Origin of the sequence: Vibrio sp. 10N.247.311.13 (genome assembly GCF_041467595.1) — a bacterium.
GTDB lineage: Bacteria > Pseudomonadota > Gammaproteobacteria > Enterobacterales > Vibrionaceae > Vibrio > Vibrio crassostreae_C.
Genome location: NZ_JBFSUX010000042.1, coordinates 1 through 26,837, shown reverse-complemented (window position 1 = coordinate 26,837; position 26,837 = coordinate 1). Strand labels below are relative to the sequence as shown.

Genomic DNA, 26,837 nt, shown 5'->3' with positions numbered 1-26,837 from the left:
ACGGGAGCAAGCGAAGTTGTGTTTGGCTGTTCTTTTGTCTCTTTCTCTGAAGATTGGTCTCTTGTTCCCAAGAGCCTTAAAGAACTAGGCTGTTTTGGTAACGCCTTTTGCTTCTTTCTCTTCTTCATCAGCTAGGTCGATATCGCCTTTGCCTTTTGAAATTTTAATAACGTAAGCCGCAACACCTAGCGCACTCACCACACCAATGATGGTTGAGATTTGCATTGGTAGACCAAAGCCCAGTTGGCTGTTGTTCAGGATGAATGTGATACACACAGATGTCATGAACACAGCTGGAACCGTTGTTACCCAGTGCAGTTTATTGTGACGAAGTAGGTAAGCCGAAGCTGTCCATAGCATCATGACTGCTGTTGATTGGTTAGCAAAACCGAAGTAGCGCCAGATGATGCCGAAGTCTACTTGAGTCAGGATGCCACCGATAACGAACAGTGGTAGAGCCATCAGTAGGCGGTTACGCAGTGTCTTCTGTTCCATGTTGAAGTATTCAGCAAGGATAAGACGACTTGAACGGAACGCTGTATCACCAGAAGTGATAGGCAGGATAACCACGCCAAGGAAAGCAAGGATACCGCCAAATACACCCAGTAGGCCAAATGAAGCGCTGTATACCACGTTACCAGGGCCGCCGTTTGCAATCGCGTCAGATAAAGATTCAACTGAACCGAAGAATGACAGAGCAAGCGCACACCAGATTAGAGCGATGATGCCTTCACCAATCATTGCACCGTAGAATACGAAGCGACCGTTTTTCTCGTTTTCCATGCAGCGCGCCATTAGTGGAGACTGAGTTGCGTGGAAGCCAGAGATAGCACCACAAGCGATGGTGATAAATAGAGCAGGCCAAAGCGGTAGATCGTTAGGGTTCATGTTAGTGAACATGTCTTTCATCTCGAAGCCACCCATGATTTGGTGCTCGTCAGACAGACCAATCGCAGTTATTAGGCCAACAGACATAAAGATAAGCAGTGCACCGAACAGTGGGTAGAAGCGACCAATGATTTTATCGACAGGGACAATCGTTGCGATGATGTAGTAAGCAAAGATGATGACAACCATGGTGCTCGTAGACATTACGAAATCAGTTTGGTCGTTCACTAGGTTAGTGATCATGCCTGCTGGAGCCGAAACGAATACCACACCAACAAGAAGCAGTAGAACAATGGCAAAGATGTTCATAAAGTGTTTTGCGCCATTGCCTAGGTAACGTCCAGTGATGGTTGGAACTGAAGCGCCACCATTGCGGATAGATAACATACCTGAGAAGTAGTCGTGTACGGCACCTGCGAAGATACAACCTAGCACGATCCAAAGCATTGCTGCTGGGCCGTAAAGGGCACCCATGATAGGGCCGAAGATTGGACCTACACCTGCAATGTTAAGCAGTTGAACTAGGTAAACCTTTGGCGTCGACATTGGAACGAAGTCCACGCCGTCTTGCTTGGTGTGAGCGGGTGTTTGACGCTTTTCATTGATACCGAAAATCTTCTCGATAAAGGCACCGTAAATAAAGTAGCCACCAATGAGTGCTGCAACACAGGTAAGAAACCACATCATAATTTGTTATCCCTGAATGTATTAATTAAGTCAGGGTGTATATTAAAGGAGTGTATGAGAAGAAACTTCCGCTATCAGAGTGAGTGGTCGAATAGCTAATTAAGTGGTGTTATAACTGATTGAGCGGTTTGTTCTCTTGCTTAAGAGGGCAACAACATACAATGAGTGGACATCAGTACGTGTTCAGCGGAGAATCGCCACAAAGGCAGCACTTCGTCAGGAAGTGGTGAAGTAACAATATAAAGGATTGAAATGAAAAAAATAATAGCACTATTCGCCGTGGCATTTAGCCTTGCAGGATGCAGCGCCAATGTTCAAGATTTAGCGGCCGAAGGCAATTGGCAAGAGATTGGCTATCGTGATGGTATTAAAGGGCACACTCAGCGTTCGTATTCAGAGATGACTGAGCTTGGCGCAGTCGATCAAGCGAGTTACACAGAAGGTTACCACCTAGGTGTGACTGAATACTGCAACCCAAACCATGCTTATCAAATTGGCTTATCGGGCCAGGTTTATGAAGGCATTTGTTCAGGTACGGAAGACGCTCAACGTTTCCGTATGGAATGGCAGCGCGGCTGGGATGAGTTTTCTAACGACTACTAAGCTCAAGCTAGCGATTAGAAATTAAAAAGACCAGTGCCGTATGTGTACTGGTCTTTTTGTATGTCGTTAAAGTAGCTGTCTAAATGAGAAACCACAAACCAAATTAAGATTACTGATTATTCTCGACAGCTTTTCTCAAGAAACCATTTTGTTGATCAAGTTGAGCCTTGGCCAGTTCTAAATCTAGCCCTGTTAGAATCATCAAAATAGATAGCTTCACATCATAATCGGTGGTTTTAAGTGTCGAAACTGCAAGGGCTTTGTCACACTCCGTTGCTTGGATTACGATACGAGCTGCGCGGGCAACCAATTTTTCATTGGTCGCTTTTACGTCGACCATCAAGTTCTGGTAGCTCTTACCAATACGAATCATGCTGGCAGTGGTCAGCATGTTGAGCACCAATTTTTGCGCGGTACCTGATTTGAGACGTGTGGAACCGGTTAAGGCTTCTGGGCCAACCACTGGGCTTATCGCGATTTGAGCAATCTCAGCGATCGGAGAGCTAGGGTTACAAGACAGCGCAACCGTTACTGCACCAATCTGATTCGCATAGTTGAGCGCACCAATCACGTAAGGTGTACGGCCACTGGCTGCAATGCCTACCACGACATCATTTTCTGTAAATTGAATAGCTTTTAGGTCTTCAATACCGAGAGTCAGCGAATCTTCAGCGCCTTCTTTGGCTTTTAAAATCGCTTCGGGTCCGCCAGCGATGAGACCGATAACCATCTTGTCTGAAACGCCAAAAGTCGGTGGGCATTCTGAGGCATCTAACACACCTAATCGACCACTGGTACCTGCACCCATATAAATCAGTCGACCACCGTTTTGAAAGGCATGAGCAATTTTATCAACCGCTTTCGCGATCTGCGGCAGTTCCGCTTCAATCGCCAGTGGGACTTGTTTGTCTTGTTGGTTAATCTTTTCAACCACTTCGAGAGAGGTGAGCAGATCAATATCCATAGTGTCAGGGTTTCTCCCCTCCGAAACGAGGTGCGAGAGCGCTGATATGAGAGCGTCGTTACTCATAATGATCCTTAAATGGTGATTCTAAAATTATGGTTCTAAAGTTGTTTAGTCAGCTCGATAGAGAACGCCTAGAGAGGCCGCTCTGCTTGCGCCAGTCACTTCTGGTAAATTGCTTGGCAGTTTATGAACATGACGCTGAGCAAGCCACGCAAAGGCCATTGCTTCCATGTAATCGGCATCCACGCCTTTACTGGTGGTTGAGTCAACCTCCCAACTTGGAAGCAATTCAGACAGTCTCTTCATCAACAATGGGTTTCTTGTACCACCGCCACACACATACAGTGCAGGCTGGTTACCCAAGCGATAAGTCTCCACTTCATTGGCTATCGTCAATGCGGTGTATTCACAAAGCGTGCGCTGAACATCTTCTACTGCAAGATCTTTAAATTCTGTTAATTGTTGCTCTAGCCAAGGTAGGTTGAATAGTTCTCTACCAGTACTTTTCGGTGGCATTTGAGATAGATAAGACTCATTTAACAACTGTTCGAGTAAAGCTTGATTGAGTTGACCTTTAAGCGCAAATTGCGCATCACGGTCAAACTTCTCACCCGTGTGTTTATCAACCCAAGCGTCCATCAACATATTGCCCGGACCTGTATCATAACCAAGCGTTGGCTGATTAGGGCGCAGCACTGAAATATTCGAGATACCACCAATATTCAACACCACAACCGAGCTGTCTTGCGGGTGGAAAATCGTATGGTGGAAGGCGGGGACTAATGGCGCACCTTGTCCGCCTAATGCCATGTCTTTACGTCGAAAATCGGCAACCGTTTGAATCTGTGTTTTAGCGGCAATGATGTTGGCATCACCCAACTGCATGGTAAATGGCGAATCGCCTGTTGGCTGGTGGAACACTGTTTGACCATGATTACCTATCGCAGTTACAGAAGGTGCTGGTGTGCCTGACTTTTCGAGAAGTTGCAGAACCGCATCAGCAAACAGATGGCCAAGCTGGTGGTCGAGTTCGCCAATGGCAATCAAATCGGTTTTCTGACCAATACAGACTTCAAGTAGACGCGCTTTGAGATCATCAGGCATTGGGAACTCATCATGAGCAAGCAATATTATACGTGTATCTTCAATCGACACTAAGGCCGTATCAACACCGTCCATACTCGTCCCTGACATCACACCGATATACAGTTCTTTATGATCCATTCCTAAGCTCTTGCACTGCATTCTTAAAGTCTTCCACAGATTGGTTTAAAAACATTGTAAAGCAAATTTAAAGAGAATAACCTCGGGAAGTTTATGAAATTAGGTTTAATAAGGGATAAATATGGGACCGTTGTGGGTTGATGTTGCAGGCTACGAACTGACTGCGGAAGACAAAGAAATTTTAGAGCACCCAACTGTTGGTGGTCTCATCTTATTTGCTCGAAACTACCACGATAGCAAACAGTTATCGGCGTTAAACAAAGAAATTCGCAAGGTAGCGAAACGTCCTATTTTGATTGGTGTCGATCAAGAAGGTGGCCGAGTTCAGCGCTTCCGCGATGGCTTTTCAATTATCCCAGCTGCTCAAGAATTCGCGACTAAGAATAATGGCGAACAGTTAGCAGAACAAGCGGGTTGGTTGATGGCGGCAGAATTGATTGCCCATGATATCGATCTGAGCTTTGCGCCAGTATTAGACAAAGGCCACGAGTGTAAAGCGATTGGTAGCCGAGCGTTTGGTGAAGATATTGATACCATTGTTCGTCATAGCAGCGCTTTCATCAAAGGCATGAAGTCGGTTGGCATGGCGACGACAGGCAAGCACTTCCCTGGACATGGTGGCGTGATTGCTGACTCACACTTAGAGACGCCATATGACCCTAGAGACGACATCTTCGAAACAGATATGGCAATCTTCAAGGCGCAAATTGAAGCTGGAATATTGGATGCCATGATGCCAGCTCACGTGGTTTTCTCTCACTATGATGATCAACCTGCGAGTGGTTCACAGTATTGGCTACAGAAAGTATTGAAGCAGCAGCTTGGGTTTAAAGGCTTGGTATTCTCTGACGATTTAACGATGGAAGGCGCTGCCATTATGGGCGGACCAGCCGACAGAGCGAAAGCGGCCTTGAATGCAGGTTGTGACATGGTGTTGATGTGTAATAAACGAGATGCACAAATTGAAGCTCTGGATCACTTAGCGATTCAAGAGGTGCCTTTAGCCAACTCATTGCTTAAAAAACACAGCTTTGATTTGTCGACACTTCACTCGGATGCTAGGTGGAAAAAGACCTCAGAGACGATTAAGCGAATGCTAGGCAGTGAGTGATAAATAAACACATTATAATTTTAGATAAGGCGATATGATAAATATCGCCTTTTTTGTATGTGTGATCCGTGGTTTAAACCTATTTATCTCTTAGAGTGAGTTAAATTTAATGTGTAAAATAAAATTTACAGCCAATGTTTTTTATTGTTTACACTTGCAATCGCTTTTTTAGCTGTTATTGTGTTTTTAAAGATTGTTAACCCAAACGGAAATGTTGGGTGTAAAAATAAATATACAGGTTGAGTTATGCAGAAAAGTGAATTAAGCAATGTCAATATCATCGACGAACAGGTACTGATTACTCCTGAGGAGTTAAAAGCAAAACTGCCTTTGAGTGATAATGCTCGTCGTTTCATTCAAGAGTCTCGTCAAACTATCGCAAACATCATTCATAAGAAAGATCATCGCATGCTTGTTGTATGTGGCCCATGTTCTATCCATGACATTGAAGCTGCGAAAGAGTACGCGAAACGCCTTAAAGCCTTATCTGAGCAACTTAGCGATCAACTGTATATTGTTATGCGTGTTTACTTTGAGAAACCTCGTACCACTGTAGGTTGGAAAGGTTTGATCAATGACCCGCATCTAGACGGCACTTTCGATATTGAGCATGGTCTGCATGTGGGTCGTGAGCTACTTGTTGAACTCGCTGAGATGGAAATTCCATTGGCGACTGAAGCATTAGATCCAATCAGCCCGCAATACCTAGCAGATACCTTCAGCTGGGCAGCTATCGGCGCACGTACGACTGAATCTCAAACTCACCGTGAGATGGCAAGTGGTCTTTCAATGCCAATCGGTTTTAAAAACGGTACCGATGGCAACCTAGGCACTGCAATCAATGCAATGCAGGCGGCTTCTTCTAGCCACCGTTTCATGGGTATCAGCCGCGAAGGTCAAGTTGCACTACTAACAACGCAAGGTAACCCAAATGGTCACGTGATTTTACGTGGCGGTAAGCAGACGAACTACGATTCAGTATCGGTACACGAATGTGAGCAAGAGCTGGGTAAATCTGGCTTAGAGGCCGCGCTAATGGTCGACTGTAGCCACGCGAACTCTCGTAAAGATTTCCGTCGCCAACCTTTAGTTGCAGAAGATGTGATTCACCAAATTCGTGAAGGCAACAAGTCGATTATCGGCCTGATGATTGAAAGCCATATTAACGAAGGAAATCAATCTTCGGATATACCTCTCAATGAGATGAAATACGGCGTTTCTATTACCGACGCGTGTATCAATTGGGATTCAACTGAGGCACTATTGAAACATGCACATACGGAATTAGTCCCGTTCTTAGAGAACCGCTTGAAAGGTTAGTCAGAGTTTAAATTTAAGTGCCTCATCTAATGGGGCATTTTAAGGTCTGTTGCTAGCGAACCTACGTGATTGTGGGATGATAGATTGGCACGGGCTTATAGATTAGTAAGGAATAAAATGGCCGTTGAACTGAACGAATTACGCGACCAAATCGATGCTGTCGATAAACAAATGTTGGATTTACTGGCTCAACGCCTTGCTCTAGTAGAGAAAGTAGGCGAAGTAAAAAGTGAACATGGTTTACCTATTTATGTACCAGAACGTGAAGCTGCGATGCTGGCATCTCGTCGTCAAGAAGCCGAGAAAATAGGGGTTCCACCACAGTTAATCGAAGATATTTTGCGTCGTACTATGCGTGAGTCTTATGCCAGTGAGAAAGATTCTGGCTTTAAGTGTCTTAACCCAGAGTTACGTTCAGTGGTGATCGTTGGTGGTAATGGTCAACTTGGTGGCTTGTTTGGTCGTATGTTCAAACTGTCTGGCTACGAAGTGAAAGTCCTTGGCAGCCAAGATTGGGATACAGCCGATGAAATCTTGGATAATGCAGGACTTGTGGTTGTGACTGTTCCAATTCACTTAACTGAAGGTGTGATTGCGAAGCTAGGTAATCTACCAAGTGATTGTATTCTATGTGATTTGACGTCAATTAAATCTAAACCGCTGCAAGCAATGATGAACATGCACCAAGGCCCAGTGGTTGGATTGCACCCAATGTTTGGTCCTGATGTTCCAAGCCTTGCTAAGCAGGTGATTGTTTACAGTGATGGTCGTGGTTCTGAGAGCTACCAATGGCTACTGAATCAATTTGGTATTTGGGGCGCGAGCCTTTGCCAGATGGATGCAGCTGAACACGATCACGGCATGACCTTGATTCAAGCACTTCGTCACTTCACCTCTTTTGCTTACGGCTTACACCTGAGTAAAGAGAACCCGAATATTGATCAGCTTCTGAAGCTAAGCTCACCAATCTACCGACTTGAGATTGCGATGGTTGGTCGTCTATTTGCTCAAGACCCGAACTTGTACGGTGATATCATTCTGTCTTCGGATGAGAATATAGAGATGATTCGACGCTTCCATAGCTGTTTCGGAGAAGCGTTAGAAATCCTAGATGGCAAAGATAAGGCTAAGTTTGTTGAGAGCTTCAACCAAGTGAGTGATTGGTTTGGTGACTACTCACAACAATTCTTGCAAGAGAGCCAAAGTCTTCTAAAACAAGCACATGACTCGATTCATCGTGGTTAATACTGATTTGAAATCATAAAAAAGAGCGACCATCTGGTCGCTCTTTTTGTTTGTGCTGAACGCTATGAAAGCATTTTGCCTACAGTAGACTAAAAGCAATTAGATCATCATAGGCCAAATCAACAGGTCTTAGCTATTAACAACTAGTTAGCCATTAACAACTAGTTAGCCATTAACAACTAGTTAGTCGTGATAGGTTTTTTGCTATCTTCACTCGATACGGTGTCGATGGTCGAGCTAATGTAAGGCACGTTAGTCAGGTTGATCTGCAAGCGAACCACATTATCAATCAGCTGAACTAGTGGGCCCCACTTAACCTTTTTCTCTTTCTCGAACACGTAGTTGAAGTTTTCCGGTGTCCAATCCATCAAGTATTGAGGGTTCAATGAACGACCAAGGAAGCGTACTTCATAATGCAAGTGTGGGCCGGTTGAGTTACCTGAGTTACCACAGCTCGCAATCACATCGCCTTTACTCACAAACTGACCGCTACGTACCTTGAACTTCTGTAGGTGCGCATAAGAACTCATGAAACCAAACGAGTGACGCATAGTAATAAAGTTGCCGAAGCCTTTTTTACTTGGGCGTACCGTTTCAATGACTCCATCTGCGGGCGCGACAATATCTTCACCACGCTTACACGTTAGATCGATACCAGTATGTACATGGCGTTTCCCTGAAATAGGGTTAGTGCGGCTACCATAAGAAGAAGATATACGTTGATAAGCCATCGGACTGTCGTTTGGAATCAAGCGGAACATTGTGGCTCTTACTGCTGAATCGACTGCAGCCGCATCAATGCGATCTTCTAAAGAAATATCATCGGTAAGCAGATCTTCATCAGCAAGACCCAGTACTGATTCCACATCGAATACACGCTTACCAAGTAGCTGAATCGTGCCTTCTTTCTCGGTCAGTGTTTGCGATAGCGAATGGTTGGTTTCTACTTGCTCAGCATAAAGAAATTCTGTTTGTTCTTTTTCAACAATCAGTGTTTCAATCAACTGTTGGGCATCACCCGCTTGCAGTGCGAGTTCTTGTTTACTCTCGAAGTGCATGTACGCCGCTCCGCCAATCAATAGCGGTACTGAAAAAATGGCAGTAGTGCAAATGAGCACGGCTTTACGGCCGAAGTAAAACGTCTGTTCCCCCTGACTAGAGGGAATAGTAATGGACACTTTTTTAGACATGGTTCTGTATTAACTAAATGCTTCTAATAGAAAAAGGGTAATGGAGATATTATTCCTTACCTAAGTCGGTAAGGTGTTCAATCTCTCTATAAAGCAGGTCATCGTCACCAACATTAAGCTCAACAAGGCGCTTAAGGTGGCTGATACTATCAATATCTAAATGCTCTATGCGTAAACGCATTGAGGTATTGATGGTAGAGACTATCGTTGCTTCTAACTGAATATTGATATCACTGTTTTCGAGTTTAAAGCTCACTTGAACAGGGACATCATGGCTAAGTTGTTTTGATTCATTGCATTGAATGAGTAAACCATGGAGTGATAAGTCTTGCACTGAGCCTGATACCTTTACTTGTCCTTGTGAGATCTCAGTCGGGACTTGATAAATAACTCGTGAAAATTGACGTCTTTCAACCATAAGTAATCTCTCTATATCGATGCATTACACGTAAGCCAGATATATCAAAGGCCGCTATTATCGCGGCCTTTGTTCAAAATACAAGCTTATTTACTTAGCTATACGCTTGTACTTGATACGGTGCGGCTCTGCCGCTTGTGCGCCTAGAGTCTGCTTAAGCCACTCAGTGTACTCAGTATAGTTACCTTCGTAGAAGTTAACTTGACCTTCATCACGGTAGTCTAAGATATGGGTCGCAATACGGTCAAGGAACCAACGGTCATGCGAGATAACCATTGCACAGCCCGGGAATTCAAGCAGTGCTTCTTCAAGAGCACGTAGCGTTTCAACGTCAAGGTCGTTGGTAGGCTCATCGAGTAGCAGTACGTTACCGCCCGCTTTTAGCAGTTTCGCTAAGTGAACACGGTTACGTTCACCACCAGAAAGCTCACCGATGATCTTCTGTTGGTCGTTGCCTTTAAAGTTGAAACGAGAACAGTAAGCACGCGCAGGGATTTCGAAGTTGTTGATCTTAATGATATCAGCGCCTTCAGAGATCTCTTGGAATACTGTCTTAGTGTCGTCCATGCTGTCACGGAACTGATCAACAGAAGCAAGCTTAACGGTTTCGCCTAGTTCAACTGTACCTGAATCTGGCTGTTCTGCACCGCTTAGCATCTTGAATAGTGTTGATTTACCTGCACCGTTGGCACCAACGATACCGACGATTGCACCCTTAGGCATGCTGAACGATAAGTCGTCGATAAGAACGCGATCACCAAACGATTTAGTTAGGTTGTTCACTTCAAGAACTTTGTCACCTAGACGCTCACCTGGCGGGATAAACAGTTCGTTAGTTTCGTTACGCTTCTGGTATTGGCCAGTTGTCAATTCTTCAAAACGAGCCATACGAGCTTTAGACTTAGCTTGACGGCCTTTAGGGTTTTGACGAACCCATTCAAGTTCTTTCTCGATTGTCTTTTGACGTGCGCTTTCGCCCGCTTTTTCTTGCTTAAGACGCTCGTCTTTTTGCTCTAGCCAAGACGTGTAGTTACCTTCCCATGGGATACCTTCACCACGGTCAAGTTCTAGAATCCAGCCAGCTGCGTTGTCTAGGAAGTAACGGTCGTGGGTAATCGCCACAACAGTACCACTGTAATCAACAAGGAAGTGCTCAAGCCATGCTACTGATTCTGCATCCAAGTGGTTGGTTGGTTCATCAAGAAGCAGCATGTCTGGCTTTTCAAGAAGTAGACGACAGATAGCAACACGACGACGCTCACCACCTGATAGGAATTCAATTTTCGCATCCCACTCAGGAAGACGAAGTGCATCAGCAGCACGCTCTAGAGCAGTCTCTAAGTTGTGACCGTCTTTTGCTTGAATCAGAGCTTCTAGTTCGCCTTGCTCTTTTGCCAGTGCATCGAAGTCTGCATCTGGTTCTGCGTAAGCTGCGTAAACCGCATCAATACGCTTAAGTGCGTCAGCAACGTCAGAAACCGCTTCTTCTACGATTTCACGAACAGTTTTTGATTCGTCTAGCACAGGCTCTTGTGGTAGATAACCTACTTTAAGGCCTTGTTGTGCACGTGCTTCACCATCAATATCAGTATCAATACCAGCCATGATACGTAGTAGGGTAGATTTACCTGAACCATTTAGACCCAAAACACCGATTTTAGCGCCAGGAAAAAAGCTAAGAGAAATGTCTTTAAGAATTTGACGCTTAGGTGGAACAGTTTTGCTCACCCGAGACATGGTATATACGTATTCAGCCATTGCCGATCGATCCTAATTATTGTTCAAAATTGTCTGCTATTTTATACCAATATCCTCAAAGATGTTACTCCTAGGGCAGAAAAGCCACTCTTGAACTAATCCTTACCTATTATTGTCACATTGGTCATTAAAACTATATTTAATGGGCTTCTGAGGCGAAGTGTTAAATATTAATAATATTTACACTCAAATCCTTTACATTTGATGTGATGTCGGGCGTAAATAGACTTCACGTATTCATACACGCACTAAGGAAAGAGCGAATGTTTTTCCGCATTGGTAATACGAAAATTGCTGTGGCTGCATCGGCAATTTTGTCTTCGGTTTCACTGGCTCCGGTCGCTATGGCTAGCAATGCATCCGAGCTTGAAATGCAGCGTGACGTTTATGACAAAGCGCAAGAGGTTTTAGACAGCCGTGATCTAAAAGCTTACTCCGCGCTGCGTAACAAAATTCAAACATACCCTTTAACACCTTACACCGATTATCGGGCCTTTCTGATTGGCTTAGGTGATCGCACACCTGCTGAGGTCGATGCTTTCATTGAAGAGAACAAGGCATTGCCTTTCTCCAATCGAATGCGCGCACCTTATTTGGACTCATTGGCTTCTCAAAAACAGTGGAAGACGATCCTTGAGTTTCAAACCAAAGAGCCTGTCGGTGAAAAATACCAATGTATTTATTATCGAGCGCATTACGAGCAAGGTAACCAAGAGCTTGCCTTTAAAGGAGCTAAACAACTTTGGTTGAGTGGTAGTGGTGTTGATGACGCTTGTGACCCTTTATTTAAAAGCTGGGATCAAGCTGGGCTAAGAACTGATGAGCTGATTCTGGATAGAATGCTGCTAGCGTTCGAGGGCCGTAACGGTAAGTTAATGAGCTATCTGATTAAGCAATTGGATCATGATGAGTCAATTGCTCAAGCGAAGCAGATGAAGGCGTTGTACAACAAGCCTGAAAATGTACTCGCGTTTGCTAAAAAACATCCAGCGAATGAATTCTACCAAGCTCAAACCGAGTTTGCTTTCGAGAAGCTAGCAAGGAAATCATCAAGCAGTGCTCAAAAGGTGTTTGATGATGTCATCAAGGCTCAGAAGTTTTCGAAAGAGAAATCTCAAGAGCTCGCTGATTACCTAACGTTTCGTCTGATCAACACCGACTCTGAAGAGTTAATGGTGTGGCGCGACAAAATGCTCGCGAGTTCATCAAAGCAAGTTCTGCTGGAACGACGTGCTCGCTTAGCAATTCAACATGCCGATTGGACGGGTTTGAAAGAGTGGATAGCGCGCTTGGATGATAAACATCAGGCTTCGCTTCGTTGGCAATATTGGCAGGGCAGAGCTGAAATCGCGACGGGCGATACTGACAAAGGCAATAAGCGACTGTCAGATATCTTGGGTCAGCGTAATTTCTACAGTGTGGCTGCGGCTAAGCAGTTAGGTAAGCCAGTTCAATATCCAACATCGACACTTAAATACAATGCTGAAACAGTGAAGCCATTCGACACCTCTTTGGTGCGTATTGGTGAACTGATTGACCGAGACAAAATTGCGGCAGCGAAAAGTGAATGGCGCTGGTTACTGACCAATGCAGATAAAGAGCAAAAAGAGATGCTTGCCGCTTACGCTGCGACACAGCGTTGGAATCACTTTACCGTAACAGCGAGTATCTCTGCGAAGATGTGGGATAACATTGCGCTGCGCTTCCCTGTTGCTCATAAGTGGTGGTTTAACTTCTACGCTGAAAAGCACGATCTCGATCCAATCACTTTGATGTCTTTAGCAAGACAAGAGAGTGCGATGGATTCAGAAGCTCGCTCTCCAGTTGGCGCGCGTGGCATTATGCAAATTATGCCCAAGACGGCGCAATACACAGCGAACAAACATAAGATTAAGTATCAGGGCAGCGATGATCTTTATGATGTCGGCAAAAACATTGAGATTGGCAGTCACTACTTAGATGGTTTACTCGCTCAATATGATGACAACCGTATCTTTGCGTTTGCGGCTTATAATGCTGGACCTAGCCGTGTGAAACAGTGGCGTTCACGCAGCGATGAAAAGCTCGATGCCTTTGCATTTATCGAAATGATCCCATTCAAAGAGACACGTGGCTACGTTCAGAATATCTTGATGTTTGAGACCTACTATCGAGATATCTTGGGTGAGAAAGGGACGTTTTTAGCGCCCCATGAGGCAAAAACGAAATACTAAGCCTTCGGCATTTGGCCCGAAACTGAGTAAGAATAAAGGCAGTGAGTGCTAACCATTTCCACTTACTGCCTTTTTACATTGGATCGCATCAAGTGTTTCGGTATAAAGTGTTAAACGCTTTCAATCGTTAAGCGACTCTTTAAAGTCAGAATTTAAAAGTAAGTGTAGAGATATGGCATCACAACCTGAATATGATAATTGGCAACAACTGATGGACTTGGTAAAGACGGCTGTCGAAAAAGATCAGCACGAGCTGTTGTTGACTATGATGATGACACCAGACGAGCGAGATGCTCTGGTTGCTCGAATTAATATCTTCTGTGAGCTGATGAAAGGCGATATGTCTCAACGACAGGTGAGTCAAATGCTGGGCGTAGGCGTAGCGACGATAACCAGAGGCTCAAATGAGCTAAAGGCCAAATCTGAGCAAGAGAAAGTCGTGATCGCCGACCTATTGCTAAAGTAATAATGGAATTAAGCTATCACGCGATAGTATGAATACGAATTCGATAAAAAACGCTAACTGGATGTTAGCGTTTTTTGTTTCTGAAGATTGTTCTTGGAATCTTTTGAAGTTTAAGGAAGCCTCAAATACTAAATAGGAAAGTGTTCAGGATTCACAAATGGGATCAGAGCCAAAATTAAAGCTTGATGATAGACCGAACTGCGTGACAATTGGTTATGTGTCAGTAGGCCAATGGCACCACCTTTCTGTTTGATATTGTCGGTACCAAACACTTCATCCATCACATCCCCTAACTCGTTTGCATGCTCTAGTTTCTCAAGCACGGCTGGTGGCAGCATCAGACTTGCTGAACGAGACTCGCCACGTTGGCCATTCGTTTCGATCACCATCCAGGCAAAGGTGACGTTTGTTTCTATTCCCGCTTCTAGACCAACATAGAAGTCTGCATCAGGCTGAGCTTGAGTTGCGTTGTGAACTCGATTCACGGCACCTTGATAGGTTTCATCATTGCTCATCGGTTGATCGGCGACACCACTAGGGACGCTGATGCCTTTGAAATCAAATTCAGTATCAGGAAAAGCAGATAAGAACGCACTTTTAACGGCGTTTATTTTAGCTGGGTTCAGCGATGCGATGATTACAGATTTCATGTGTCGGATTCTTTTTGTTGTCGATTAGATTGAGTTGATGTTGTCGGTACCAGTCACTCAACTCTTCTAGTGGCATGGGTTTACCAAAGTAATAGCCTTGCAGCATATCGCACTGTGCATCCTGTAACCACTGGTGCATGTCTTGAGTTTCAATCCCTTCGGCGGTGACCTTTTTCCCCTGAGCATGACACAACCCGATAACTGGTTTTACGATGTTCTGGTTATCGGTTTCAATTAAGGTATCCAAAAACGCTTTATCCAATTTAATTTTCTGAGTTGGATACTGCACCAGTTGAGTGATAGAGGTGTAACCGGAACCAAAATCATCAATCGCAAGTCGATAACCCATGCATGACAGCTCATTCAGCAATGGGAAGCCTTCTGAGTTTGAGTAAAAGGTTTCAGTGATTTCAAAATCGATTAGGCTTGGTGGAATTCGATTTAACTCCGCGTGTTCTTTAATGAAACCCGCAAGGTGAGTGGTTTCAATGCCAGCAGAAGATAAGTTGATCGACAATTGAATCGAGTGATCAAATTGAGTCTGAAGTCGATGGAATGAAGCAAACGCATTCTGTATTACCCAGCGGTCAACATGTTCGAACAGCCCGGTTTGTTCGGCTATTGGAATGAACTCATCTGGTGGAACCAAACCAAGTTGCTTTGAATTCCAACGTAATAACACCTCAACGCCAATAACATCAGTCCCGGTAGAATCCATGTAGGGCATGTAAACGAGCCTGAATTCATCATCAAAATTCTTACCTCTGAGCGCACGTTCAATGTCTGCTTGGCGCTGAATGGCTTTGTCTAAATCCCGTGAATAGTCAGCAAATTGGTTTTTACCGGCACGCTTGGCTTGGTACATCGCAGTATCCGCGTTGGACAGTAGCTTCTCGATTGAGTTGCCATCATTAGGGTAGGTCGCAATACCAATACTGACCGTGATCGGAAAGCTGCCTGATTCGGTGACAAAACCTTTTTGCAGTGGAGTCAGTAAATCATTCGAGAATCGATGCGCGACATTTCCTCGGTGACTAGGAGCGTTAATGTAGACAACGAACTCGTCTCCAGAAAGTCGGGCTGGCATACAATGAGCGTCGAACTCCTCTTTATAGTGACGACAAATATCTGAAATACGCTGAGCAAAAGAGACCAGAATCGAGTCGCCGATTTGATGTCCGTATTTGTCGTTCACAAACTTGAAGTTGTCCAAGTCAAAATAGAGAACCCAGGTTTCGGTATTCGAACTCGGTTTTGGCAACGATTGCTGAACGAAGGTTTGAAACTGATGCCTATTGGCTATTTGGGTTAACTGATCATTTTCGGCCAAGAGCTTGGTCTGTTGGTAGGTGTTATCTAACTCTTGGTACATGTCATAAAAACGCTGTGATAGGCGGCCAAGCTCATCACGAGTGCCCAAGCGTTCGATGTTCTTACGTTGTTTTTTTTCGACTTGCTGTAGCTGTCGATCGAGCCGCGTTATTGGAGTAATCACAGTGCGAGACAGAAGCATGAGTAGAAGAGCGACAGTCACAAACGCAGACAGGGCAAACGACAAACTCAGCTTGTTCCAAATTGAATCGAGCTTGTTTTCTAATAGGAATTGCGCCGGATCGACCGTGGCGTACAGTTCTGGAGCAAGCTTGACTGAGTGGGTGACATCATTTTCCAAAGAAACCGCTATGGATGTGAAGAATAAACTGGTTTGGTAGTCGAACTCTATCTGTTTTCTCAGCGCATTAAATTTGTCGAGAGAGACAGAGACAACAACAAAGAACACATCGTCGGGTTGATTGTTAACGGTTGGGAAAATCGCTTTTCTATCTACCTTGTCATAGTGAACCAACATCCCTTCGCCTTGGGAGTTTTGAATATAGTTGGTACTCGATGTTGCTAAGGTGTCTTGATAGTGCAGGTCAACATACTCCAATATCTTACTGTCAATCTGAGTGCGTGAGTCATTGCTATTATCCGCGTAATAACGCAGTTTTCGATCACCATTAAGAAGCGCTAAACCTGTATAGCTTTCATCGTCATCTTGCAGGAAATGAATGGCTTCTCGAAGATTACTGACCAGTTCAAGATCGCGAGATAGATTTTGATCAGTGAGAAAATAACGCTTCACCATATCACTCTGGGTCAAGGTGTAAGAGTAGCTATTGAGGAACGAACGAGATTGGCGAAAGTATCCGGCTAGTTTTTCCATGTTCAGTTGAAGTGCGTTGTCTTCGCGTTTGATGAAACTGCTTTTTTGCGTCGAATAAATAATATAGCTAGAAGCCGCGGTACTGATCAGTATCACAGGGGCTATTAGTAGTAAGATTTTAGTACTTAGCTTCATAGTTAATGACAACACTATTTATAAATTAAGCGCATAAGTTTATGTTACTTAATGCTTACTCGCTATTAATTATACGTAGTTCGATGATTTCCTGTGAAGGGGGTAAGGTTTTGTCTTTATTGATAAAAAAAGCCACTAATGAGTTTTTGTTAGAAAGGCTCAAGTAGTGGAGAGAGTAAGCGTGCCGAATGTGCGAAACAAGTGAATTGTGTTTCAGGCATGCTAGGGTGAGTTTTCTTAGCGAGAATAGTACTCGACTAGAGGGTGATTTAAGTATTTGGCCTGCTGTAGGCCAAATACTTATGTTAGCTAAAAGCTGATACTCACTTTCAGCTATGACAACTTAACTTGAGTCGCTTTGATGTTCTCACTTGGGTAGCAACCCAACACCTTAAGGTGGCGAGTAATGGCTGTTAGTTCCGTTATCGCTTGTTGCATATTATCTGAATCCAGATGCGCCTCTAAATCGACATAGAACATCTCTTCCCAAGGGTTACCCATGATAGGACGAGATTCTAGCTTAGTCATGTTGATGCCTAAGCGTTGCAGGATCAGTAGTGTTTCTACCAAAGAACCCGCCTCTTGAGATGTCGACATGATGAGCGTTGTTTTCGCTGGTATTTGAGTCGATACTTCAACAGGCTTACGCGCCACAACGATGAAACGAGTGTGGTTCTCTGTTTGGTTTGCAATATTGCTCTGGATTGGCTGTAGTCCATAAAGCTTACCGCTCGATGCATTACCAATAGCAGCTACGTCATTACCGCCCAATTCTTTAACTTTTTTCATTGCATCAGCGGTGCTTGCGCAAGACTCAAGGTTGACACCCTTAAGGCGGCTCAAGAACTCACTGCATTGTTGATGAGGTTGTGGGTGCGAGTAGAGTGTTTTGATGTCTTCTAAACGGATATCACTTTTAGCAACAAGGCAGTGCTCAATCGGTTGAGAAAGTTCGCCAACAATGTATAGAGTCGTATGCTGTAACAGGTCGTAGACCTCGTTAATTGACCCTGAACTGGTGTTCTCAATCGGCAGGACACCGTAGTCGGCATGGCCAGACTCTACTGTTGATGCGACTTCTTTGAAGTGATTACAGTTCAGCTCAATCAATTCCATATTCTTGCGGCTGAAGTATTCGCGGCTCGCAAGGTGAGAATACGATCCCTTAGAACCTAAGAATGCAACGCGAGCCAATGGTTTACGGCTTTGCGGGTTCGCTAGGTTTTGTAAGTATGACTGTTGTAGTAAAACGGAATCTTCGATGATGGTGTGAAACAGCTTGGTAATGTACTGCGCATCAAGTTCGTATTTATCTTTGCCGTTGTTGATCAGCTTAACTAATAGTTGTTGTTCTCGTACTGCATCACGAACTGGTTTTGATGTCTCTACTTTGCTTTTAGCGACTTCGATACTTAGCTTGCGACGCTCTGAAAGTAACTTCAGAAGTTCGTCGTCTAAATCATTAAGACGAAGGCGGATATCATCCAGTGAAATTGAGCGGTCAGTCATAAATGTGTCCTTATAAAAAAGCCTCCCTAGTGTGGGAGGCTTCTTGTTCGTTTTTGACTTGTTTTTCTAAAACGACTTAGCCTCCGATTTACGGAAGAAAAAAGAAGTCAAAAATAAACAAAGATTGAGTGTGCATAAAAAGTGATTGTTTTATGAATGTTTAAACACAATAAGCAAGCGAGCTACGAGCGTCAAGCAAAAAAATAGCGCCCTGAGGCGCTATTTTTTAATCTGTTCTCTTTCCTTATTCTACTTCAGCTTCTAGCTCTTCGATTTCAGGCTTTTCAGCGCGGCGCGCTTCTGGTTTATGGCGTAGCTTGTTGAGTTGACGCTCTAGTTTTTGTTCTACTTCGTTGATCGCTACGTAGAGGTCGTCATGGATTGATGAAGCAACAAGTTGGCCTTTTGGTACGGTTAGTACCGCTTCAAATTTCTTCTTCTTGTTTGGTTCTTCGCTAAAGCTCGCTTGGCAGCCAATGATGTCTACTTGCCATTTATCTAGCTTTTTAAATTTGCTTTCTATGTGATCACGGATTGCAGAGGTAATGTCGATGTTTTTACCAGTGATGTTCATTTTCATAGAAGTTTTCCTCTGTTGTATCCCTCATGGGTTAACTTCAGATTACGACTTTTAGGAATAAAGAATGTGATCTAGATCTTGTTTTGGTTGGGTGGGATAAGCATTAAAATCAAATGTGATCTTACGCAAGTCTTAGTATCTTTTTGGCGAAAAATGCTTGTTATCCTTATGAAAAACGATAACTTGGAGGCAAGGCTTCGCTAAAAATTAAATCAGTTTTTAGGGGCGTCCTACAGCCTATGGAAAGTGCTTGATTGAAATTTACTCAATAGTGTTTTGTGATATAGGTCTTGTAATATAGGTCGCTACATAAGCTTCTTCAGAATTAGATAAACAAAAGCCGCATAAGTATTCTTATGCGGCTTTTGTGTTTTTTAGCTTTACCTAATACCTTTGGCTCCCCAGCTCTGGGATGGAGGCGATCCTAGTCGTTAGTGTTCAGTAATCTCGCTGTGCCGTCCTCTCGGATAGCATTGATAGCTTGTAATTGTTTATAGATTACGAAGTAACGATTGATGTTGGCAACATAGGTTACGGGTTCTTTACTCACGTATTTGCGAGTGATGATTTCTACGTTTTTAAACCAGATGTTTGGGTTGTAACCTTTCTGCTTGGCAATGCTCCTCATTTTTCTGATCTTAGCAGGACCAGCGTTGTAAGAAGCCAAGGTAAAGTAGATTTGATTGTCGGGTGATATTGCCGGGTCGTCAAAATATCGGTCTTTGATAAAGCGCATATACTTCACACCCGCATGGATGTTGTTATCCACCTTATGGATGTTCTTGATGTTGACGTTTTTATCTTTGGCGGTACTCGGTAATACCTGCATCACACCAATAGCCCCGCGATGAGAAATCCGGCTCTGATCCAGTCCTGATTCTTGGAAACCTTGAGCTGACATCATTAAAGGATCAAATTCATACTTGCTCGAATACTTTTCAAAGACATCTGAGAGTTTAGCTACTCGGTCTACTTTATTGGGGTTGAGTGCTCGGCCTAACCAGCGAGTATTGTCGATGTATTTCTGGTAGATGACATTCCCAAGCAGGGTGCCTGTTCGTGCGGTCTTGACGTATTTGTTTATCTCTTTCTTCAGTTGAGGGCTGTCTTTTCTTAAAGCCCAAGCAATACGACCATTTTCTCGTAAAGGTAAGTCGTTATGGACTTGAATGTTTTCCATTACATCGATCCAGAGCTTGGCTTTATGGTTATCCAGAATTGTGCCTTGTATATAACCTTGGTTAACCAGTTCTATCAGCTCGTAGTCTTGTAATGACTCCTCGATAAAATGGACATGCAGTGGTGGTAAACCTAGCTCGTTAAGCTCCTTATTAACTCTTTGTACACTCTCGAAGTAACTCGAGCTTGCTCGTATCCACACCTCTTTGCCACTCAATTGCTTGATTTCGGTGATAGGTTCGGCCTTTTTCCCTGTGATAATGAGTTCTTTACCATCTTTAATCATCGGATCCGAAAAATCGATGGTTCGTAATCGTTTATCGGTGATCGTTAGGTTAGCGACAGCGACATCACCATAGCCAGACTCTAAAGAGGGAAGTAGATCATCTCGTTGCACGGGGATGACTTGAACATTGAGGTAGGGATGTTTCTTACGAAGGCTTTTCTCAAAGTGGTAGAGCATTTCTGCCACGATGCCTTTTGGCTTGCCATCCTCGATGTAATAGAAACCAAGATCGGCAGACACTAGCACTCTAACCGTTCCTTTGGTTTTGAGCACATCCAAGTCACCCATGTAAGGCTTATTGCTTAATGGAGACAGTTCTAATGCGTAGGATAAGTGGCTAAATAGCGATATCCAGATAAATAATAACAACCTACTCACATCCACACTCCATGTTGATGTTTTGTTAAAAGTTATCTTTTGAAGATACCGTGTATTATGCGATCCATCAAGTTTGCGATATGTAGATGAAAAAAAAGCGCGCTAGTAAATTAGCGCGCTTTTAGGATTGAGATGTAAGAGGTTTGATTAAGGTAGTGGGTTTAACTCAATCAACTTTTCTGTTCTTAACACAGCGTCATCTAGGCCGAGTTGTTGATAAGCTTTTAGCTGGATATCTAAAGACTTACGCGCAGCAATGGTGTCTGGGTAAGTTTTTTGCAGCTCTTGCGTTCTGTTGATCGCAGCAATCCAAGCTTCGCGGCGTAGGTAGAAATCAGCGGTTGCTAAGTCATACTCTGCTAGGCGGTTCTTAAGTGCGAACATGCGTTTTTGTGCATCTTCAGCATAAGGGCTACTAGGGAAACGTTCGAGTAGTCGCTTGAAGTCAGCAAACGCAAGTTTCACTGGTTCAGGATCTCGGTCACTACGGTCGATATTAAAAATATCGTGCATGAAGTTTCGGTCTTGCGCCATGTGCGTTAAGCCGCGCATGTAAAGAACCCAGTCTTGTTTCTCATGCGTTGGGTTCAAACGTAGGAAACGTGAAATGGTAGCGAGGCCAAGTGCCAAGTCATCATTTTTGTAGTAAGCGTAAATCAGATCGAGCTGTACTTGCTCAGAATAGGCGCCGAATGGGTAACGTGAGTCTAGGGCTTCTAGCTTTTCTATTGCTGAAAGCCAGCTACCGCTCTGCAGTGATTCTTGAGCGTCAGAGTAGAGAACCGATGGTGGTACATCTGGCACTATCTCTTCACTACTTGAACAACCAACCAAGAGTGATACGGCTAATAGACCCGATAAAGTAAGGTGTTTCATGTCAGGCGTCGATTCCTTGAATTAAATATTTCGTAAGCTTCCGTTACTTTCTAACCAGTAACAGATACAATGATGCAATTATTCTATTTTATCCATACTAATGGGTATTAGTCTCACGGTTTTTAAAAAAGTTCGATATGGCTCAGCAGATCACATTAACAGACACAGTAAAAAGCAGCCAGTTAGGTCAACGTTTAGACCAAGCTGTCGCTGAACTATTTACCGATTTTTCTCGCTCTCGCATTAAAGAGTGGCTTCTTGACGGCAAAATCCAAGTGAATGGCGAAGTTATTACAAAGCCGCGCGTTAAGGTTTTGGGCGGTGAAGAGATCATCTTGCAAGCTGAACTTGCAGATGAAGAGCGCTGGGAAGCACAAGATATTCCTCTAAACATTGTCTACGAAGATGATGACTTATTGGTTATCAATAAGCCTCGCGATCTGGTTGTACACCCAGGCGCAGGCACACCGGATGGAACCATACTAAACGCATTGCTTTTCCATTACCCACAGATTGCAGAAGTGCCTCGTGCAGGTATTGTGCACCGTCTTGATAAAGACACAACAGGTCTTATGGTTGTGGCTAAAACGGTTCCAGCTCAAACTCGTCTTGTGCGTGCTCTTGCTAAGCGTCGTATTACTCGTGAATATGAAGCAATTGCAATTGGCAAAATGACCGCTGGTGGTGTGGTAGAGAAAGGCATTAGCCGTCATGCAACTAAGCGTACCTTGATGGATGTAAATGAATTAGGAAAGCCAGCGGTAACTCACTACCGTGTTGCTGAGCACTTCCGCGAGCATACTCGTATTCGTCTACGCCTAGAAACGGGTCGTACTCACCAAATTCGTGTTCACATGTCATACCTTCAGCATCCGCTGCTAGGTGACGTTGCATACGGTGGTCGTGCTCGTATTCCAAAAGGTGCATCTGAAGAACTAACAACAATGATTCGTTCTTTTGATCGCCAAGCACTGCACGCCGTTATGCTTAAATTTGTTCACCCAATTACAGGTGAAGAAGTTGAGTTCCACGCTCCTGTGCCAAATGACATGGTCGTGATGGCTGAAGCGTTACGTGTTGATGCGCGCGAAAACTTGGAAGACGACATTTAATCATGTCGATGATCATCCCTAACTGGAATGCACCAAAAAACGTGAAAGCATTTGCTTCGACACGTTTTGATGGTTTTTCTACTGGTGCGTATCAAGGATTAAACCTAGGTACGCATGTTGGGGATGATGCTTCGCTTGTTGAAAACAACAGAGCCTGGCTCAAGCAACACGCTAATATGCCTGCCGCTCCGGTATGGCTACATCAAACTCACTCAACAGATGTCGTTACGGTTTTACACCCTACGGCAGATATTCTTGATGCTGACGGTGCATTTACCACAGCTAAAGATGTTGTTTGTTCTGCGATGACAGCCGATTGCTTACCTGTAATCCTTACTGATACCAAAGGCACTCAAGTTGCTGCAGTTCATGCTGGTTGGCGTGGTCTTGCTGGTGGCATTCTTGAAAATGCCGTCGCAAAGTTTTCAAACTTAGGTTCAGAGAATAAGATCATTGCTTGGCTTGGTCCTGCAATAGGCAAACAAGCTTTTGAAGTAGGCGATGATGTGTTGGAAGCTTTCGTTAGTTTTGACTCTCAAGCTAAGCTCGCATTTGAAGCCAAAGCTGAACCAGGCAAATGGCTAGCGAATATGTCTCAGCTTGCAACGCAACGACTGAACAAAGTTGGTGTAACTTCTGTGACAGACTCTAATCTATGTACCTTCGCTGATGCCGATGCGTTCTATTCTTATCGTCGTGATGGTATTACTGGACGCCAAGCTACTTTTATTTGGTTAGAGTAACCTTTAACTAGTGCAACCAGTCATCCAGCTCATTTATATTTTTATAACAGCTCTATTCTTCATTCTTATCCCTTGAAAATCCGCGTTACCGTATCCATCTTCTAACCATAAGATAAACATATCTAAGAGTAGGAAGGTTGGCATGCGTCTCGATCGATTCACTAGTAAATTCCAAATTGCGATATCTGATGCTCAGTCGCTCGCATTAGGTCGTGATCACCAATATATAGAGCCTGTGCACCTAATGGTGTCTTTGCTTAATCAAGATGGTAGTGCAATTCGTCCATTGCTCACCATGCTGAATATTGATGTGGTTCAATTGCGTTCAAAGCTAAGCGAAATATTAGACCGTGTACCGAAAGTAAGTGGTATCGGTGGTGATGTTCAACTGTCGAATGCAATGGGTACTTTGTTCAACCTATGTGACAAGGTCGCACAAAAGCGTCAAGACACATACATTTCTTCGGAAGTCTTCCTACTTGCCGCAATTGAAGATAAAGGCCCTTTAGGTAACCTGCTTAAAGAGCTAGGTCTTACTGAGCAAAAATTATCTCAAGCTATCGAGCAGGTTCGTGGCGGTCAAAAAGTTGATGACCCAAATGCCGAAGACCGACGCCAAGCGTTAGAGAAGTTCACCATCGATCTGACTGAAAGAGCGGAGCAAGGCAAGCTGGATCCGGTAATTGGCCGAGATGACGAAATCCGCCGTACTATCCAAGTACTTCAGCGTCGTACTAAGAACAACCCAGTCATTATCGGTGAACCTGGTGTTGGTAAGACAGCTATCGTTGAAGGTTTGGCTCAGCGCATTATTAACAATGAAGTGCCAGAAGGTTTAAGAGGCCGACGCGTACTTTCATTAGACATGGGTGCTTTGGTAGCTGGCGCTAAATATCGTGGTGAGTTTGAAGAGCGTTTGAAGTCAGTCCTCAATGAATTGTCTAAAGAAGAGGGCAATATCATTCTCTTCATCGATGAAATTCATACTATGGTCGGCGCTGGTAAAGGTGAAGGCTCTATGGATGCCGGTAACATGCTAAAACCAGCGTTGGCTCGTGGTGAACTCCACTGTGTTGGCGCAACGACTCTTGATGAATACCGTCAATACATAGAGAAAGATCCAGCGTTAGAGCGCCGCTTCCAAAAAGTGCTTGTCGATGAACCAACCGTGGAAGACACGGTGGCGATTCTTCGTGGTTTGAAAGAGCGCTATGAACTTCATCATCATGTAGAAATTACCGACCCAGCAATCGTGGCTGCAGCAACACTATCTCATCGATACGTTTCTGATCGTCAACTGCCGGATAAAGCGATTGATCTGATTGATGAAGCGGCTTCGAGTATCCGTATGCAGATCGACTCAAAACCTGAGTCGCTAGATAAGCTCGAGCGTAAAATCATTCAATTGAAGATCGAGCAGCAAGCTCTTACCAATGAAAATGATGAAGCCAGTGAAAAACGCCTTCGAACATTACAAGAAGAGCTTTCTGACAAAGAACGAGATTTCGCAGAGCTTGAAGAAGTGTGGAATGCAGAGAAAGCCGCGCTTTCTGGCACGCAACACATCAAGTCAGAGCTAGAACAAGCTCGTATGGATATGGATTTTGCGAGACGTGCTGGTGATCTTAACCGAATGTCTGAATTGCAATACGGTCGAATCCCAGAATTAGAGAAGCAGTTAGATCTTGCGACTCAAGCTGAAATGCAAGAAATGACGCTGCTGCGTAATAAGGTCACTGATGCAGAAATTGCAGACGTGCTATCGAAGCAAACAGGCATACCTGTTTCTAAAATGCTAGAAGCCGAGAAAGAGAAGCTTCTTAACATGGAAGGTGTTCTACATAAGCGAGTTATTGGCCAAGCGGAAGCAGTCGAAGTGGTATCGAATGCGATTCGTCGTAGCCGTGCAGGTTTATCTGATCCAAACAAGCCGATTGGATCTTTCTTATTCCTTGGTCCAACTGGCGTTGGTAAAACGGAGTTGTGTAAAACACTCGCGAACTTCATGTTTGATAGTGACGATGCAATGGTGCGTATCGACATGTCTGAGTTTATGGAGAAACACTCTGTTGCTCGTTTGGTTGGTGCTCCTCCGGGTTACGTTGGATATGAAGAAGGTGGTTACTTAACAGAAGCAGTGCGTCGCAAGCCTTATTCAGTGATTTTGCTAGATGAAGTAGAGAAAGCGCATCCGGATGTTTTCAATATCTTATTGCAGGTGCTTGATGATGGACGCTTAACTGATGGACAAGGTCGTACAGTCGATTTTAGAAACACGGTAGTGATCATGACATCCAACCTTGGCTCTTCGAGAATTCAAGAGAACTTCAATACGCTCGACTACCAAGGAATAAAGAATGAAGTGATGGAAGTGGTAGGTAAACATTTCCGTCCTGAGTTTTTGAACCGAGTTGATGAAAGCGTGGTGTTCCATCCATTGGGTCAAGAGCACATTCAGTCGATAGCTGCTATTCAGCTTGAGCACCTTAAGAAGCGAATGGAAGACAATGGTTATGAGCTTGAAGTTTCGGATAAAGCACTCAAGTTGATTTCTCAAGTTGGCTTTGATCCAGTATATGGCGCGCGACCTTTGAAAAGAGCGATTCAACAAAGTGTCGAGAACCCGTTAGCGAAAGCGATACTGGCAGGAAAAATTAATCCAGATAAGAAAGTGCAGCTATTAGTAAACAACGACCGCATTATTGCTCACCAATAGTTGAAGTAAGAGCGGTAGGTACGATTGGCCGAAATTAAGGCTTAATCGTACCTATTTTAAACGCTTTGTGTGAATAGTGTTCGAACGGTCGCCGGTGGCGGCTTTTTTTTCGTTTTTAGCCTTGTACAAAGGATTATTCTCTCTATAATGCGCCTCCGTTGCCAAGGATAACCAAGCGGTTTGAACTGAGTAACAAGACGGTGATAAGCATTTAAGATGCTTTGAAAAATTAGCTGGAAAAAGTGTTTGACACTGGAATCTAATCCGCTAGAATGGCCGTCCACTTCGAGAGGCTCCTTACTAAAAGGAAGGCTCAACAAGTAAAGCTCTTTAACAATTTAAACCTATCAATCTGTGTGGGCACTCGTTGATGAATA

General features: G+C 44.0%; 21 protein-coding genes and 1 other annotated feature. Of the genes, 9 read left to right on the top strand and 12 right to left on the bottom strand.

Annotation, left to right across the window (positions count from 1 at the left end; translation table 11 throughout):
* Positions 1–84 precede the first annotated feature (84 nt).
* On the bottom strand, positions 85–1,575 hold the full coding sequence (locus AB6E52_RS16140) for a carbon starvation protein A (protein WP_102321449.1): 1,491 nt from the start codon (positions 1,573–1,575) through the stop codon (positions 85–87).
* A 252-nt stretch (positions 1,576–1,827) separates the two neighbouring features.
* On the opposite strand from AB6E52_RS16140, the gene AB6E52_RS16135 reads away from it, so the two are divergent.
* On the top strand, positions 1,828–2,178 hold the full coding sequence (locus AB6E52_RS16135; protein ID WP_102321448.1) for a DUF2799 domain-containing protein: 351 nt from the start codon (positions 1,828–1,830) through the stop codon (positions 2,176–2,178).
* Between the two features lie 109 nt (positions 2,179–2,287).
* On the opposite strand, the gene murQ is transcribed toward AB6E52_RS16135, so the two are convergent.
* Entirely contained in the window at positions 2,288–3,208 is a 921-nt protein-coding gene (murQ, locus tag AB6E52_RS16130) for an N-acetylmuramic acid 6-phosphate etherase (RefSeq protein WP_102321447.1), read from the bottom strand.
* A gap of 45 nt (positions 3,209–3,253) precedes the next feature.
* Positions 3,254–4,369 carry an anhydro-N-acetylmuramic acid kinase gene (locus tag AB6E52_RS16125; RefSeq protein ID WP_017066925.1) on the bottom strand — a complete coding sequence of 372 codons (1,116 nt, stop codon included), beginning with the start codon at positions 4,367–4,369 and terminating at the stop codon, positions 3,254–3,256.
* 121 nt (positions 4,370–4,490) lie between these two features.
* Here AB6E52_RS16125 and nagZ point away from each other — a divergent pair, with 121 nt between their 5' ends.
* The 3 genes from nagZ (at position 4,491) to tyrA (ending at position 8,045) form a co-directional block, all read left to right on the top strand.
* Positions 4,491–5,480: a beta-N-acetylhexosaminidase gene (gene nagZ, locus AB6E52_RS16120; RefSeq protein ID WP_102321446.1), complete on the top strand. Its 990-nt coding sequence runs from the start codon at positions 4,491–4,493 to the stop codon at positions 5,478–5,480.
* 246 nt (positions 5,481–5,726) lie between these two features.
* A complete protein-coding gene (locus AB6E52_RS16115) occupies positions 5,727–6,800 on the top strand; it encodes a 3-deoxy-7-phosphoheptulonate synthase (protein ID WP_017059354.1) in 1,074 nt (357 codons plus the stop codon).
* Positions 6,801–6,917: 117 nt separating this feature from the next.
* On the top strand, positions 6,918–8,045 hold the full coding sequence (tyrA, locus tag AB6E52_RS16110) for a bifunctional chorismate mutase/prephenate dehydrogenase (RefSeq protein WP_017062859.1): 1,128 nt from the start codon (positions 6,918–6,920) through the stop codon (positions 8,043–8,045).
* Between the two features lie 179 nt (positions 8,046–8,224).
* Here tyrA and AB6E52_RS16105 read toward each other — a convergent pair whose 3' ends face one another.
* The 3 genes from AB6E52_RS16105 to ettA form a co-directional block, all read right to left on the bottom strand.
* Positions 8,225–9,235 carry a M23 family metallopeptidase gene (locus AB6E52_RS16105; protein WP_102321445.1) on the bottom strand — a complete coding sequence of 337 codons (1,011 nt, stop codon included), beginning with the start codon at positions 9,233–9,235 and terminating at the stop codon, positions 8,225–8,227.
* A gap of 49 nt (positions 9,236–9,284) precedes the next feature.
* Positions 9,285–9,653 (bottom strand): PilZ domain-containing protein, encoded by a 369-nt coding sequence (locus AB6E52_RS16100; protein ID WP_017059356.1) that lies wholly within the window; start codon positions 9,651–9,653, stop codon positions 9,285–9,287.
* 90 nt (positions 9,654–9,743) lie between these two features.
* Positions 9,744–11,411 (bottom strand): energy-dependent translational throttle protein EttA, encoded by a 1,668-nt coding sequence (gene ettA, locus AB6E52_RS16095; protein WP_017056147.1) that lies wholly within the window; start codon positions 11,409–11,411, stop codon positions 9,744–9,746.
* Positions 11,412–11,674: 263 nt separating this feature from the next.
* Here ettA and sltY point away from each other — a divergent pair, with 263 nt between their 5' ends.
* Both sltY and trpR read left to right on the top strand, forming a co-directional pair.
* On the top strand, positions 11,675–13,624 hold the full coding sequence (sltY, locus tag AB6E52_RS16090) for a murein transglycosylase (RefSeq protein ID WP_102321444.1): 1,950 nt from the start codon (positions 11,675–11,677) through the stop codon (positions 13,622–13,624).
* Positions 13,625–13,796: 172 nt separating this feature from the next.
* Positions 13,797–14,090: a trp operon repressor gene (gene trpR / locus AB6E52_RS16085; RefSeq protein WP_017059358.1), complete on the top strand. Its 294-nt coding sequence runs from the start codon at positions 13,797–13,799 to the stop codon at positions 14,088–14,090.
* Between the two features lie 128 nt (positions 14,091–14,218).
* Here trpR and yjjX read toward each other — a convergent pair whose 3' ends face one another.
* The 6 genes from yjjX to AB6E52_RS16055 form a co-directional block, all read right to left on the bottom strand.
* Positions 14,219–14,740 carry an inosine/xanthosine triphosphatase gene (gene yjjX, locus AB6E52_RS16080; RefSeq protein ID WP_017059359.1) on the bottom strand — a complete coding sequence of 174 codons (522 nt, stop codon included), beginning with the start codon at positions 14,738–14,740 and terminating at the stop codon, positions 14,219–14,221.
* On the bottom strand, positions 14,703–17,081 hold the full coding sequence (locus tag AB6E52_RS16075) for a bifunctional diguanylate cyclase/phosphodiesterase (RefSeq protein WP_017059360.1): 2,379 nt from the start codon (positions 17,079–17,081) through the stop codon (positions 14,703–14,705). The genes yjjX and AB6E52_RS16075 overlap by 38 nt, the downstream gene beginning before the upstream one ends.
* Positions 17,082–17,414: 333 nt before the next feature.
* Positions 17,415–18,590: a prephenate dehydratase gene (gene pheA, locus AB6E52_RS16070; protein ID WP_017059361.1), complete on the bottom strand. Its 1,176-nt coding sequence runs from the start codon at positions 18,588–18,590 to the stop codon at positions 17,415–17,417.
* A 12-nt stretch (positions 18,591–18,602) separates the two neighbouring features.
* Positions 18,603–18,724 (bottom strand) — a sequence feature (Phe leader region).
* A gap of 110 nt (positions 18,725–18,834) precedes the next feature.
* Entirely contained in the window at positions 18,835–19,170 is a 336-nt protein-coding gene (gene hpf / locus AB6E52_RS16065; protein WP_004735034.1) for a ribosome hibernation-promoting factor, HPF/YfiA family, read from the bottom strand.
* Between the two features lie 424 nt (positions 19,171–19,594).
* On the bottom strand, positions 19,595–21,019 hold the full coding sequence (locus tag AB6E52_RS16060; RefSeq protein ID WP_346762950.1) for a lytic transglycosylase F: 1,425 nt from the start codon (positions 21,017–21,019) through the stop codon (positions 19,595–19,597).
* A 141-nt stretch (positions 21,020–21,160) separates the two neighbouring features.
* Positions 21,161–21,889: an outer membrane protein assembly factor BamD gene (locus AB6E52_RS16055; RefSeq protein ID WP_017059363.1), complete on the bottom strand. Its 729-nt coding sequence runs from the start codon at positions 21,887–21,889 to the stop codon at positions 21,161–21,163.
* 137 nt (positions 21,890–22,026) lie between these two features.
* Here AB6E52_RS16055 and rluD point away from each other — a divergent pair, with 137 nt between their 5' ends.
* From rluD to clpB, 3 genes are all read left to right on the top strand, one after another.
* Complete coding sequence (rluD, locus tag AB6E52_RS16050; RefSeq protein WP_102321443.1) at positions 22,027–23,001, top strand: 23S rRNA pseudouridine(1911/1915/1917) synthase RluD; 975 nt, start codon at positions 22,027–22,029, stop codon at positions 22,999–23,001.
* Positions 23,002–23,003: 2 nt separating this feature from the next.
* Positions 23,004–23,744 carry a peptidoglycan editing factor PgeF gene (gene pgeF / locus AB6E52_RS16045; protein ID WP_065584732.1) on the top strand — a complete coding sequence of 247 codons (741 nt, stop codon included), beginning with the start codon at positions 23,004–23,006 and terminating at the stop codon, positions 23,742–23,744.
* 142 nt (positions 23,745–23,886) lie between these two features.
* Complete coding sequence (gene clpB / locus AB6E52_RS16040; RefSeq protein WP_017062851.1) at positions 23,887–26,460, top strand: ATP-dependent chaperone ClpB; 2,574 nt, start codon at positions 23,887–23,889, stop codon at positions 26,458–26,460.
* The last annotated feature ends 377 nt before the right edge of the window (positions 26,461–26,837 follow it).

Coding starts and splice junctions, on each gene's coding strand:
- AB6E52_RS16140 (WP_102321449.1), bottom strand. CDS start 1,575: ATGATGTGGTTTCTTACCTGTGTTGCAGCACTCATTGGTGGCTACTTT.
- AB6E52_RS16135 (WP_102321448.1), top strand. CDS start 1,828: ATGAAAAAAATAATAGCACTATTCGCCGTGGCATTTAGCCTTGCAGGA.
- murQ (WP_102321447.1), bottom strand. CDS start 3,208: ATGAGTAACGACGCTCTCATATCAGCGCTCTCGCACCTCGTTTCGGAG.
- AB6E52_RS16125 (WP_017066925.1), bottom strand. CDS start 4,369: ATGGATCATAAAGAACTGTATATCGGTGTGATGTCAGGGACGAGTATG.
- nagZ (WP_102321446.1), top strand. CDS start 4,491: ATGGGACCGTTGTGGGTTGATGTTGCAGGCTACGAACTGACTGCGGAA.
- AB6E52_RS16115 (WP_017059354.1), top strand. CDS start 5,727: ATGCAGAAAAGTGAATTAAGCAATGTCAATATCATCGACGAACAGGTA.
- tyrA (WP_017062859.1), top strand. CDS start 6,918: ATGGCCGTTGAACTGAACGAATTACGCGACCAAATCGATGCTGTCGAT.
- AB6E52_RS16105 (WP_102321445.1), bottom strand. CDS start 9,235: ATGTCTAAAAAAGTGTCCATTACTATTCCCTCTAGTCAGGGGGAACAG.
- AB6E52_RS16100 (WP_017059356.1), bottom strand. CDS start 9,653: ATGGTTGAAAGACGTCAATTTTCACGAGTTATTTATCAAGTCCCGACT.
- ettA (WP_017056147.1), bottom strand. CDS start 11,411: ATGGCTGAATACGTATATACCATGTCTCGGGTGAGCAAAACTGTTCCA.
- sltY (WP_102321444.1), top strand. CDS start 11,675: ATGTTTTTCCGCATTGGTAATACGAAAATTGCTGTGGCTGCATCGGCA.
- trpR (WP_017059358.1), top strand. CDS start 13,797: ATGGCATCACAACCTGAATATGATAATTGGCAACAACTGATGGACTTG.
- yjjX (WP_017059359.1), bottom strand. CDS start 14,740: ATGAAATCTGTAATCATCGCATCGCTGAACCCAGCTAAAATAAACGCC.
- AB6E52_RS16075 (WP_017059360.1), bottom strand. CDS start 17,081: ATGAAGCTAAGTACTAAAATCTTACTACTAATAGCCCCTGTGATACTG.
- pheA (WP_017059361.1), bottom strand. CDS start 18,590: ATGACTGACCGCTCAATTTCACTGGATGATATCCGCCTTCGTCTTAAT.
- hpf (WP_004735034.1), bottom strand. CDS start 19,170: ATGAAAATGAACATCACTGGTAAAAACATCGACATTACCTCTGCAATC.
- AB6E52_RS16055 (WP_017059363.1), bottom strand. CDS start 21,889: ATGAAACACCTTACTTTATCGGGTCTATTAGCCGTATCACTCTTGGTT.
- rluD (WP_102321443.1), top strand. CDS start 22,027: ATGGCTCAGCAGATCACATTAACAGACACAGTAAAAAGCAGCCAGTTA.
- pgeF (WP_065584732.1), top strand. CDS start 23,004: ATGTCGATGATCATCCCTAACTGGAATGCACCAAAAAACGTGAAAGCA.
- clpB (WP_017062851.1), top strand. CDS start 23,887: ATGCGTCTCGATCGATTCACTAGTAAATTCCAAATTGCGATATCTGAT.